Annotated in this window: 9 protein-coding genes and 2 pseudogenes; 10 read left to right on the plus strand and 1 reads right to left on the minus strand. The window is 45.0% G+C overall.

Annotated features, from left to right (window positions below; genetic code table 11):
• Nucleotides 1-5: 5 nt before the first annotated feature.
• From ATB76_RS27005 to ATB76_RS00520, 8 genes and pseudogenes are all read left to right on the plus strand, one after another.
• Nucleotides 6-345: pseudogene (locus tag ATB76_RS27005) on the plus strand (transposase); the annotation flags it as partial.
• Nucleotides 346-425: 80 nt separating this feature from the next.
• The gene (locus ATB76_RS00480; protein ID WP_061034383.1) at nucleotides 426-1,964 is read left to right on the plus strand and encodes a hypothetical protein; all 1,539 of its coding nucleotides are present in this window, start codon (nucleotides 426-428) and stop codon (nucleotides 1,962-1,964) included.
• A 104-nt stretch (nucleotides 1,965-2,068) separates the two neighbouring features.
• Nucleotides 2,069-2,805: pseudogene (locus ATB76_RS27010) on the plus strand (IS5 family transposase).
• 175 nt (nucleotides 2,806-2,980) lie between these two features.
• A complete protein-coding gene (locus ATB76_RS00495) occupies nucleotides 2,981-4,381 on the plus strand; it encodes an FAD-dependent oxidoreductase (protein ID WP_042599927.1) in 1,401 nt (466 codons plus the stop codon).
• Between the two features lie 113 nt (nucleotides 4,382-4,494).
• A complete protein-coding gene (locus tag ATB76_RS00500; protein WP_042599926.1) occupies nucleotides 4,495-5,619 on the plus strand; it encodes a M14-type cytosolic carboxypeptidase in 1,125 nt (374 codons plus the stop codon).
• A gap of 613 nt (nucleotides 5,620-6,232) precedes the next feature.
• Nucleotides 6,233-7,198: an outer membrane beta-barrel protein gene (locus tag ATB76_RS00510; protein WP_042599924.1), complete on the plus strand. Its 966-nt coding sequence runs from the start codon at nucleotides 6,233-6,235 to the stop codon at nucleotides 7,196-7,198.
• A 119-nt stretch (nucleotides 7,199-7,317) separates the two neighbouring features.
• Nucleotides 7,318-8,187: a LysR substrate-binding domain-containing protein gene (locus tag ATB76_RS00515; protein ID WP_042599923.1), complete on the plus strand. Its 870-nt coding sequence runs from the start codon at nucleotides 7,318-7,320 to the stop codon at nucleotides 8,185-8,187.
• A 119-nt stretch (nucleotides 8,188-8,306) separates the two neighbouring features.
• On the plus strand, nucleotides 8,307-9,092 hold the full coding sequence (locus ATB76_RS00520; protein ID WP_061034384.1) for a phosphotransferase: 786 nt from the start codon (nucleotides 8,307-8,309) through the stop codon (nucleotides 9,090-9,092).
• On the opposite strand, the gene ATB76_RS00525 is transcribed toward ATB76_RS00520, so the two are convergent.
• Entirely contained in the window at nucleotides 9,089-9,979 is an 891-nt protein-coding gene (locus ATB76_RS00525) for a LysR family transcriptional regulator (RefSeq protein WP_045498363.1), read from the minus strand. The two genes, ATB76_RS00520 and ATB76_RS00525, sit on opposite strands and share 4 nt — an antisense overlap.
• Before the next feature lie 209 nt (nucleotides 9,980-10,188).
• On the opposite strand from ATB76_RS00525, the gene ATB76_RS00530 reads away from it, so the two are divergent.
• Together ATB76_RS00530 and ATB76_RS00535 are read left to right on the plus strand one after the other, a co-directional pair.
• The gene (locus tag ATB76_RS00530; RefSeq protein WP_009705043.1) at nucleotides 10,189-10,428 is read left to right on the plus strand and encodes a hypothetical protein; all 240 of its coding nucleotides are present in this window, start codon (nucleotides 10,189-10,191) and stop codon (nucleotides 10,426-10,428) included.
• A gap of 224 nt (nucleotides 10,429-10,652) precedes the next feature.
• Nucleotides 10,653-11,924, plus strand: a complete 1,272-nt coding sequence (locus tag ATB76_RS00535) for an Nramp family divalent metal transporter (RefSeq protein ID WP_038868255.1) — start codon at nucleotides 10,653-10,655, stop codon at nucleotides 11,922-11,924.
• Nucleotides 11,925-11,972 lie beyond the last annotated feature (48 nt).

Genomic DNA, 11,972 nt, shown 5'->3' on the forward strand with positions numbered 1-11,972 from the left:
TGTAAATGAGTTCAACACAATACCTAATCTCCGATGCGCTCTGGGAAAAATAGAGCATTGTTGCCCGTTCACAAGGCTAACCATCCTCTCGCTACGCATCGAAAACGAGTCGATAATCGTGATGCGATGAACGGCATTCTTTTTGTTCTCAGAACTGGTTGTCAATGGAATGCGCTTAACGCAACGGGTATTTTTACCTCTAGCTCTGCGCATCGTCGCTTTAAAGAATGGTGAGATGCAGGCGTTGTTGAGCGATTTTGGCAAAATGGCCTGATTTACGAGGGTGTTGATTGGCGTTCTATATCAATGGATGGCTGCCAAACTAAAGCGCCTTTTGCTGGCTCTGTTTCGCTGACTTAACACCACGGCCTTGCCATTATTTTCTGTTATAGTGCTGGTACCATAAACAACAATAACACCAGTTGATGAGAAAAATTATCTTACCACTTGTCATGGTTGGATTTTTTGCACTTCCCACTGCGCTTCAAGCCAATACGGAAAACAATGCGTGCAACGATACAACTACCGCTAAAACGCGAGCACTATTTCTAAAGCATTATAAGAAAAAAGATTACACAGCCGCCTACTACGCAGCTTATCTTTATGCTGATAGTTGCCCAGCCTTGTTTTTGGCGCATTCACCGTCAAAAGAAACACTATGGCTGCTTAGCGACTATTCTCTCGCGGCATCACGAACCGATAATCAAAAAGCATGTGACGACATAGCCTCCCTTATTAAGGCCGATACGTTACAGCAACATCCCCGTATCGCCCAAGCAATACAAACCAACCTTGGTCTATGTTCACTCAAGCAAACCGAATCACGGATTGATACACGACTTACTCGCTCAAGCTGTGCTCTTGACAAAAATTTCCTTGCCGTTCCGGCATCTTGGCAAGGCAACGTCGCAAATTATGAGTCGATAGAATGTATTGGCCCTAAAACCTTAACACAAGGTACATCGCTAACCTTACTAAAGGTGGACACCGACAATAAAGCAATTCGCATTCCCTTCGACGATGTTATACCCAACGACGGCAAGACTCGTCTTCTCTTCCTTGGCAACGAACGCCCTATTATGGTTGCCAATGTCTTTAACACAGAAGGCCTCCTGCAACCCCAAACCGTTAACAAACGTACCGAATACTATTCATTACGCGCTTATCAAACCAATGAAACAACGCAACAGCAAGTCGCACAACTCAATACCGGTATGGTACAGAGCAAAAGTGACAACGATTACTCACCGGAATACCTTACTGAGCTAGAAAAAACAATAACGACAGATTTTATCGTCGATCCATACAACTGGTGGGGACACAAAGCGCTCATCGACATCAATGAAATGGCTAATGAGGAAAACTTTCTTGTCGCTCAATATAAGGGCCATATAGAGCTAGTTTATAATCTTGGCAATGATATAAAGACACTTGATTTGCTAACGGGTAACAAAAAGACCGTATTCACAGCACCTGAACCAGTCTATGTTAATAGTATCGAAGAATCACTGCTGTATATAAAAAACAAACAGGATGATTATTTTGAGCTAGAACTCACTGCGGCAACCCCCTCTCTGGTACATGTTCCTTATGCGCCACCTCCGCACAAAGGACGTTATTCGTCCGTACCGCTAGTATCAACCGACCAACAAAGTCAAATAAACAACGATGATGGCCAATTGCTCGTTGAGAGCCTCTACCATAGAAGCATTCTGATTAATGATCACTACGAAAACTGGGTGATCAATAACCTTTCTTGGGGGGGCGATAGTAATGAAATCTATTTTGATAACTCATCAGCCTATGCCTGTATCTGGCGGGTTGATTTACTTAACCGTAAAATCGAACGAGTTATTCCGATAGAAGCTGCCGTTGAACCCTATGGATTTCGTGTTGGCAATGTCCCTTATGTGGTATATGTCGATCGAGACAAAGATAAACTCTATTTAGCGACCCCAATGTAATACTCAATCGTTGAATACCCAAGTGATATCACAGCCTTCGAGCTAAGAACCTATCTCAATAGGTGTTGCCTGAGTTAAGTCAACACCTATTGAAAATACTGCAAATGAGTTCAACACAATACCTAATCTCCGATGTGCTCTGGGAAAAAATTGAGCCATTGTTGCCCGTTCACAAGACTTACCATCCTCTCGGTACGCATCGAAAACGAGTCGATAATCGTGATGCGATGAACGGCACTCTTTTTGTTTTCAGAACTGGTTGTCAATGGAATGCGCCTAACGCAACGGGTATTTGTACCTCTAGCTCCGCGCATCGTCACTTTCAAGAGTGGCGAGATGCAGATGTTTTTGAGCGATTTTGGCAAAGTGGCCTGATTTACGAGGATGTTGATTGGCGTTCTATATCAATGGATGGCTGCCAAACTAAAGTGCATTTAGCTGGCTCAAAAAACAGGAAAGAACTCCAACAGACAGAGCGAAATAAGGCGTAAAGCGCAGTTTGTTGACGGATGCTAATGGATTGCCACTTGCTGTAGTCACCGATAGTGCCAACGTTCACGATATCAAATTGGTACTTCAAACTTTAGATGCATTAGAGTGCTATCGACCACCTTTACAAGTGCCACTGTATCTAGACAAAGGTTATACAGGGCAGTGGTTACATGATGAACTGGTTACTTTGAACTACATCCCTCATGTTCAATCACGAGCAGAAGAGGCAGCGAGCTTAAAATAATCGGATGATTTTAAGGCTCATCGTTGGATAGTAGAGCGAACCCATAGCTGGTTAAACTGTTATCGTAAATTGCTTGTTCGTTGGGAGAAGAAAATAAAAAACTAAGAGGCCATGTCACATTTTGCTTGTGCCCTCATTGTTCGGAATAAATCACTTTTGGGATAGGATCTAAATATTTTCTAACGCTCAGCGTCAGTTTTTCTAGCTCGTTGATGATTTGGATCGTTTGTAAAGTGGCAACAAAGCAACATTGTATGCGCACACTTACAAAGGATACGTAATGACTCACCCTTCATATTGGTTTAAGCAAGCGCTTGAAGCCGAGCAACCAGAAACCGCCAAACCACTTCAACAAAATATCCAAGCTGATGTCGCCATTGTTGGTGGTGGATACACTGGGCTCTGGACGGCAATCATGATCAAGCAACAATCGCCGGAGAAACACATAATAGTGGTTGAAAAAGGCTTGTGCGGTAGCGGTGCTTCCGGGGCTAATGGCGGTTGCATGCTGACATGGTCGACTAAGTTCCCTACATTAAAGCGTTTATTTGGTGAAGAACACGCAGCGTGGTTGGTGAAGGAATCGGAGCAAGCGGTATTGGAGATTGACGAATTCTGTCAGCAGTACAATATCGATGCGCAATTGTCGTTAAAAGGCGTCTACTACACGGCAACCAATCAGTCTCAGACGGGGGGAATGCAGCCAGTGGTAGACGAGTTAAAGCGTCTAGATGTGAACAGCTGGCGCCGCTGTCAATCTGAGGAATTGCGTGCCAATGCAGGATCGCCGCGCAATATAGAAGGCTTTCACTCTCCGATTGCAGCCAGTGTTCAGCCTGCTTTGTTGGCGAGAGGATTAAGACGCGTCGCAATGGAGTTGGGTGTTGAGATCTATGAGAACACTCCGATGACGCGTTTAGATTATGGAAAACCTGCTACTGTTTCTACACCTAAAGGGAATATTCAAGCGCAGCAGGTGGTGTTGGCATTAAACGCTTGGATGGTGGAGCAGTTTAAGCAATTCAAAAGCAGTATCGTGGTGGTTTCTTCCGACATGGTGATCACCAAACCGCTTGGTGACGCGCTGACTCAATCTGGTTGGCAGTCAGGTTCTAGCGTGTTGGATTCACGTATCTTCGTCCACTATTACCGAGATACGCCAGATGGCCGTTTGATGTTGGGGAAAGGCGGCAATCAGTTCTCTTTCAACAACCAAGTCAACGCGATGTTCAACAAGCCAACGCGCTATCAAGATCTACTGCGTAAGTCGTTCGATAAGTTGTTCCCGCGTTTGAAAGGGGCTGAGTTCGCTTATTCATGGACAGGCGGTTCAGATCGCTCCGCAACTGGTTTTCCATTCTTCGGTGAGTTAGATAACCAAAGCAATATCTTTTATGGCTTTGGTTATTCGGGTAATGGGGTAGCGCAGACTCGAATGGGCGGAAAAATCTTATCTTCATTGGTATTGGGAATCGACAATGTATGGACGAAAAGCGGTTTAGCCAAAGGGCCGTTGGGGCATTTCCCGCCAGAGCCATTCCGTTGGACGGGAGCAATGATGGTGCGCAACGCGGTACGTCGAAAAGAGGAAGCAGAAGATAACGAGCGGACGCCATTCATCTGGGATAAGTGGCTAGCAAAACTCGCAGGACCAGCAGGCAAAGCGGATAAGCTCGACTAAACTGAATATTTTGATCGCAAACGGATAGGGAAGAAGTGAAAGTGTTAGAGGCACCTCTTCCCTTTGTGTTAGCCTCAGTCTTTCAAGCTCAGATGCAAAAGGTGAGTAATAAAATGAAAGTATTCAGCAACTTTGACAGCGGCAGCATTCACGTAGTGAAAGCGGACGACAAAAACGACATCCAACTCAAAATTCCTAACGACAACATGTCGGAATTCTACCAGTGGTTCCACTTCCGTCTAGAGACAGAAGCCGAGCAATCACACACCATCAAACTTCTTGATCTTGCGAAATCAGCTTACCCTGAAGGCTGGCAAGGCTACGACGTGGTTGCGTCTTACGATCGTGAAGAGTGGTTCCGAGTACCGGCAGAGTTCGATGGCGATGCGCTGACTTTCACTGTTATCCCTGAGCGAAGCTCAATTTACTTCGCGTACTTTGCACCTTACACGTACGACCGTCACCTAGACCTGTTACACATGGCACAAAGCGCGCATCACTGCCAACTTGAGACGCTGGGCCACACATTAGACGGCAATGATATGAGCTTGCTAACGTTTGGTGAGCCAGAAGAAGGCAAAAAGAAAATCTGGATGATTGCGCGTCAGCACCCAGGTGAGACGATGGCAGAATGGTTCATGGAAGGCATGATCCAACGTTTGCTAGATGAGAACGATACGGTTGCGCGTGCACTACTTGAAAAAGCAGTACTCTACGTTGTACCAAACATGAACCCAGACGGCGGTGTGCGTGGGCATCTACGTACTAACGCGGTTGGCGTAAACTTAAACCGTGAATGGCAAACGCCATCAATGGAAAAGAGCCCTGAGGTCTTCTTGGTTCGTGAGCGAATGCTAGAAACAGGCGTGGATATGTTCTTAGATATCCATGGTGATGAAGCTATCCCTTACAACTTCGTGGCGGGCTCTGAAGGTGTTCCTTCTTATGACGAAGGCATGGCTGAATTGGAAAGTGCGTTTAAACAAGCACTTCTGACTATTACACCAGAGTTCCAAGACGAGATTGGTTACGATAAAGATGAGCCGGGCAAAGCGAACCTAACCGTTGGTTCTAACTGGGTTGCTGAGCAATTTAAGTGCTTGTCTTACACCATCGAGATGCCATTCAAAGACAATAATAACCATCCCGACCCACTTTACGGCTGGTCTCCGGAACGTAGTGTGTTGTTTGGCCAAGATGTATTGGCGGCAACGTTGGCGGTTTCAGACAAGATTTAAAGCAATTAGTTCACAGCCTGCTTTTTGTAGGCTGTGTTTTTTGTGCGTTTTTTCCTACCTCAATGTCTGGTGACTGTAAATTTTTTCGCCAATAAAAACAAAAAACCTTCAGTTTCTGGTGCTTATGTGGCTATCGATAAAAAAAACTAATCGTCACGATAAGAAATCTAATTTATGAAAGCGAAGGTTGTTCTGTTAAAGTCTGTTTTGAGATTTATGTCACAAAAGTTATCTCATCTCAATCATTTAGCAATCTTATGCTTTAGCGCCCTTTGTAGGCACAGTAGCTAAAAATAAAATATAGCTGCTATGTACTATTGCGCCTAGCTTAGGATAATTCGCATTTTGGTGTTCTGTTTTTGGAACGGTTTGTCCGTTTTGTTTGTGCTCTGAATCATTCGGAATGCGCCAAACAATCGGAGGCTCGTTTCGGATCTGAGCTCTGAGAAAAATGCTTGAAGATAAGTGCTCATTCCAGATGTCTGATGACGTTTTGATTGAGACCAATGGCATAGTTTTTAATCACTCGAAACAGTGTAGGTTCTGACTTGCGTGATGGCAGCTGTATAGTTGTGGATAGTAGTCGGGTCGCCTTCGCATTAAAGGTAAAATAATGAAAAAAATCGCTCTTGCAGTGGCTACCATTCTAGCTGGTGGCGTAATGTCGAATGTTGCTCTTGCTGATACTTACGTTGGCGGTAAACTAGGTTACAACGCACTAAACGACGCTTGTCACCTTGACGCTCCATGTGATGACGATAGCTTCGCAGCTGGCATGCACATCGGTTACAACTTCAACGAATACGTTGCTGCTGAATACGGCGTTGATTACCTAGGTAACTTCACAGCTAACTTCAACAAAGCTGGTCTAAACACAGTAGATGGCGACCTATGGGCAATCACTCTTGCTCCTAAGTTCAACCTACCACTAACAGATTCTTGGAACCTATTTGCTAAAGTAGGTGCTGCATACATGATGGCTGGTGACGAGAAAGATTTCGTACCAACTGGCTCTCTAGGTGCCGAATACCAAATCAACTACAACTGGAGCCTACGTGCTGAGTACCAACGTTACCAAGATATGTCTGACGACATCATCAACGATATGGACGCAGACTTCTTCGGTATTGGCTTCAACTACAAGTTCGGTTCTGAGCCAGTAGTTCAAGAAGAAGTAGTTGAAACTCGTCCAGCGACTCGCATCGTTGAAAACGAGTACCCAGCTCAAACTACAACTCTACAGTTCGGCCTAGAAAGTGCAGAAGTACAAGATGCATCTTCTCTAAACGGCACTGTTGAGCTAATGAACACTTACCCACAAGCTCAAGTTGAAATCAGTGGTTACAGTGACACAACAGGTTCTGAAGCTTACAACCAAGAGCTAACTGAAAAGCGTGCACAAGCAGTTGCTGACCAGTTCCAAGCTGAAGGTATCGCAGCAGACCGTATGACTGTTAAAGGTATGGGTGAAGCGAACCCAGTAGAAAGCAACGAAACTCGTCAAGGTCGTGAAGCGAACCGTCGTGTAGAAGTTGTTGTTCCTGCGTTCCAATACCAAACTGAAGAAGCTGCTCAATAATTCTTTATTGAATTAGCTACTTTGAAAGCCAGCGTCTAACGCTGGCTTTTTTGTATCCTTTCATTTATCTGTCACAGCCCCGTCATAGTATTTTCTTACTTGTTCGCGTGGAGCCTGACATGCAAAACTTACCACCTTTAAATTCCCTTAAAGCGTTCGAAGCCACAGCACGCTTACAAAGCTTTACCAAAGCGGCAGAAGAACTCAATGTCACACGTGCTGCCGTCAGTCAGCAAGTGAAATCCTTGGAAGTTTATCTCGATGCGACCTTGTTTGAGCGCAATGGAGCTAAGCTACTTTTGACACAAGCCGCACACGATTATTTGCCTGTCGTTAGTCATGTATTTCAAAGTCTTTCTGTAGCGACTCTGCACTTGTTCTCACGTCAAAGGCACACTCAATTAACCTTACATGTTGCACACAGTTTTTGTGTCCAGTGGTTGATACCACGCCTAGCCGATTTTCATCGTCAGTACCCTGATATTCGGTTTAAGATTTCGACGACGGCCAATGCTGTACCGAGTAGCAGCGATGTTGCCGATGTCGAAATTATCAACGGGTATGGGAACTGGCAGTCAAAACAAGCTGTAAAGTTGACGGATGAAAACTGGATTGTGGTAGCCAGTCCTGGCTTCTTACATCTCAACCCAATGTCGAATTTGTCTGAATTGGCACATACTGCCAAGCTGGCGACGGGTGGGTATCAGGAAACATGGCAATCTTGGTTTGCTTATCATGGTTATCAAGGGAGGCTGGCTCCAATGGTCGCAGAATTCGAGCACTCTTTATTATCGATTGAAGCGGCGGTGAATCAGTTAGGGGTATTATTGGTGAGAGACTTCTTGGTTGACGAACATCTGCGACAAGGAAGCTTGGTTCGCATAGGAGAGTGGTCCATGCCGAGCCGTGGTGCGCATTATATGATGGTCAAACACGGAGAAAAACCACATGTTGACGCGTTTACCAAATGGTTATTGAACAGTTTATGATATGGGTTAACTCATTGACCTAAGCCGCTCGAGGTTACTTGGGTATAATGGTATAAAGCGAATACGTTTCAAGTCGTCGTTACTCATGAGCGGTTTGCTCGACTTTTCAAGGAGGGGTCATGGAAACGTTACAAGGTGGCCGAGAAGGGGCTATTTATCGTAAAGGAGACTTGGTCAGCCGACCTGCAAGTCTTTGGACCATAACCATTCATCAATTACTTCATCATCTTCATGCCAACGGTTTTCATGCTTGTCCTAAAGCGGTGTCAATTGAAGGTGGAAAAGAGTTGCTGACCTTCGTCGATGGAGAAAGCTATAACTATCCTTTGCAGGGAGAGATTGCTTCGCTCTCGGCTCTTACTTCGGCAGCAAAACTGCTCCGACAACTGCATGATGCTTCTCAAGACTTCCTTTTCAGACATCAAGATGAAGTTTGCCACTGGATGCTGCCAACTCGCTTGCCACACGAAGTCATCTGCCATGGCGACTTTATGCCCTATAACGTTGCGTTAAAGGATGGCGCTGTCGTGGGCATTTTTGATTTTGATACGGCACACCCAGCTCCAAGAATTTGGGATGTGGCTTTTTCAGTCTATGGTTGGGCGCCATTTAAGACCGATGAAAATGACAAAATGGGCACGCTTGAAGAGCAGATTAAACGAGCAAAGCGTTTCTGTGACGCCTATGGTTGTTCAAGGTTAGAGCGAGAAGAACTGGTGGATACGATGACGCTGCGTTTGACTGCACTGGTAGACTTTATGCGTACGTCTGCTGCCACTGGCGATGCGCAATTTCAAGCGAACATGGATGATTGCCACCATACGGCTTATTTACAAGACATTGAGTATCTTAAGAAACATCACCAAGCGATCACACTCGGTGTGTTAGGTGAAGCACCGTTTTAATCGGGTTTTGAATGCTTCGCGATGATCGTTTGGATGACATTGAATAGCCATTGATTTTGCGGGTCATGCTGCTGAGAGCGACGGCAACTCATAACAAAGCTAACACCCAACTCCAACCCGTTTGGTAAATCTATACTACGGCAACGTTCTGGAACATTACCGCTCATGGTGATCCCAAAATGATCGGTTTGCATGATGATGCTATGAATCATTGCGGGGTGCTCCACTTCCACTTTAGGCGTGACATCGAAACCAATGTTCTTTAAACGATCGAGCAATGGGTATTTATGATCATTCCACCCCGGCGTTTTGAACAGTAGTAAGGCGTAGTCACTTAATGATTGGAAGTCTCGTGCTGGATGGTCGTTTCGCACAAAGAACACCGCTTTTCCTTTCCCCAATTCTTTCTGAGCGATTGACTGAGGTAAGTCTTCATCAAAGTAGTGAATTGCAATAGCGTTTTCACCATCGATGATTCGATTACGGGCATCTGCTCCCCATCTTAAAAACGCATATCTCGCGTTAGGTGCTTGCTTGATAAGTTCAATGTACAGTTTGTCGCCAAAGCGATCCCAGAACAGGGTATTGGCGTAAATGGATACTTCACCAGTAAAGTGAGTGGGTGAAAACTCTTGTGGTTTGATGGCATCCACGCTTGCTAGAATCTGCTCAAAATGAGGCATGTTGGCTTCGACAAACGAGGTCGGCTCAAAGCCATTTTTGGTTTGAATGAACAAAGGATCGTCCAGTTGCGCTTTCATCTTGGTTAAGTTCTTACTGATGGCACCTGAGGTTTTCCCCATCGATTCTGCCACTAAACGAACATTACGCAGCTCATACATGCGCTTTAATACCAAAACGTTTTGCATATCCAGATTCATTGTCATTCTTTTACTCCAGCCAACGTTGCCACGGCATCATAACTCCGCCTGTCATAAAAAAAGACAGGGGATGGTCAATTCTAAGTTTATGGCAGAAAAGCGTTTTTTGACCGAGGATTTCCATTTGGTAAATTCGGGTTTTCCTCGTGCTACTTTGGAACTGTTGCTACAGTTTCTTCATCGAAACGATGTACCACAAATAATCGAGGTGACGTATGAAAAAACTAATCGCACTAGTAGGCTTAATGGCTTGTTCAATGAATGTAGCATTCGCTGGCGATGGCTCATACACGGGTACCATTGATATGGCTACTAGCCAAACAAACCAAGTTAATGTGGAGCGTGCGGATTCTAACCTGACTCTTAAAGGTCGTAATGACGCTACTTACGGTGGTGTGATGATTCAAACAGACGCTTCCAACCAACCGATTCAATTACGCGGCCGTCGCGACTAAGTAATCGAAACCATCCCCCGCTTTCAATGCCGCGTCTAACGCGGCATTGTTGTTTTTGGTCGATGGCAAGCCAAATTCAACAGAAATCTTTGATAGCTTTTGTTTATCGATAATTAAAAATTAATTGTTGAAATCTTAATTACCGTTTTTGTGCACCTAAATGATATTGATTCTCATTTGGGTGGGCGTATGATTCTTCTCATCGACTAGAGAGGAATATCGTCATGAGTAATGTATCGATAAATAATGCATCCATACATTTAGATGCCGCCACAACATCAAAAGTTTCGGCATTCAACAAAATCAAACGCAAAATGCTGATGTTAGGCCCGGCGTTTATTGCCGCGATTGGTTACATCGACCCAGGCAACTTTGCGACAAATATTGAATCAGGATCTTCATTTGGTTACCAGCTTCTTTGGGTAGTGCTATGGGCAAACCTAATGGCGATGTTGATTCAGTATTTATCCGCCAAGCTAGGTATCGTTACAGGCAAAAATCTAGCGGAGCATCTACGTGACCACTTACCAAACAAATGGGCGGTAGGCTTCTACTGGATCCAAGCTGAAATCATCGCGATAGCGACAGACCTTGCCGAGTTTATCGGTGCAGCAGTCGGCTTTCAGTTGGTGTTTGGAATTAGCTTAATGGAAGGAGCGATGATCACTGCGGTAGCAACCGTGATGATTTTGATGCTTAACCAGAAAGGTCAAAAACCGCTAGAAGTCGTGATCGGTTCACTTTTGATGTTGGTGGCGGTTATCTACATTGCTGAACTGTTTTTTGCGCACCCTGCGGGCGGTGAAATGGTGAAAGGTTTGCTGACTCCAACCTTTACGGATTCACATCAAATCTACCTTGCTGCGGGTATTCTAGGCGCGACTGTAATGCCTCACGTGATCTATCTTCATTCTGCACTGTTCAAAAACAGCTATGGCGAAAGCACCAAAACTCGCCTTCGCACCACTCGCTTTGATGTGTTGATTGCGATGGTAATTGCAGGCTTTGTGAATATCGCAATTGTGGCGATGGCTGCTGCCGTGTTCCATTACTCAGGCAACCAACATGTGGCGGAAATTGAAACAGCGTACATGACGCTAACGCCATTGGTAGGTAAAGCCGCATCTGTGTTGTTTGGTGTTTCGTTGATTGCTTCAGGCCTGTCTTCTACCGTTGTTGGAACAATGGCAGGTCAGGTGGTGATGCAAGGCTTTGTCCGCTTCTCTATTCCAATGTGGGTACGACGCTTTATTACTATGGCACCTTCGTTTGTGGTGATTGGTTTAGGCATGAACACCACCGATATCTTGGTGATGAGCCAAGTGGTGTTGAGCTTTGGTATTGCGTTGGCGATTATCCCATTGCTTATCTTTACCAACAGCGAACGCTTGATGGGTGAGTTCAAAAATAACAAATGGGTCTCTTATGTCGGTATGGTTATCGTTACTTTGGTACTGGCACTCAACGGTTATCTGATGGTTACTTTAACCGCTTAATGATTTCTCTATCCTTCTTCTTTGTCGATAAAAAAACGGAAGCCGCTT

Source organism: Vibrio sp. MOR3 (assembly GCF_001557775.1).
Classification (GTDB): domain Bacteria; phylum Pseudomonadota; class Gammaproteobacteria; order Enterobacterales; family Vibrionaceae; genus Vibrio; species Vibrio jasicida.

Bases quoted from the DNA above. Each gene is read 5' to 3' on its own strand.
- ATB76_RS00480 (WP_061034383.1), top strand. From the start codon at position 426: ATGAGAAAAATTATCTTACCACTTGTCATGGTTGGATTTTTTGCACTT.
- ATB76_RS00495 (WP_042599927.1), top strand. From the start codon at position 2,981: ATGACTCACCCTTCATATTGGTTTAAGCAAGCGCTTGAAGCCGAGCAA.
- ATB76_RS00500 (WP_042599926.1), top strand. From the start codon at position 4,495: ATGAAAGTATTCAGCAACTTTGACAGCGGCAGCATTCACGTAGTGAAA.
- ATB76_RS00510 (WP_042599924.1), top strand. From the start codon at position 6,233: ATGAAAAAAATCGCTCTTGCAGTGGCTACCATTCTAGCTGGTGGCGTA.
- ATB76_RS00515 (WP_042599923.1), top strand. From the start codon at position 7,318: ATGCAAAACTTACCACCTTTAAATTCCCTTAAAGCGTTCGAAGCCACA.
- ATB76_RS00520 (WP_061034384.1), top strand. From the start codon at position 8,307: ATGGAAACGTTACAAGGTGGCCGAGAAGGGGCTATTTATCGTAAAGGA.
- ATB76_RS00525 (WP_045498363.1), bottom strand. From the start codon at position 9,979: ATGACAATGAATCTGGATATGCAAAACGTTTTGGTATTAAAGCGCATG.
- ATB76_RS00530 (WP_009705043.1), top strand. From the start codon at position 10,189: ATGAAAAAACTAATCGCACTAGTAGGCTTAATGGCTTGTTCAATGAAT.
- ATB76_RS00535 (WP_038868255.1), top strand. From the start codon at position 10,653: ATGAGTAATGTATCGATAAATAATGCATCCATACATTTAGATGCCGCC.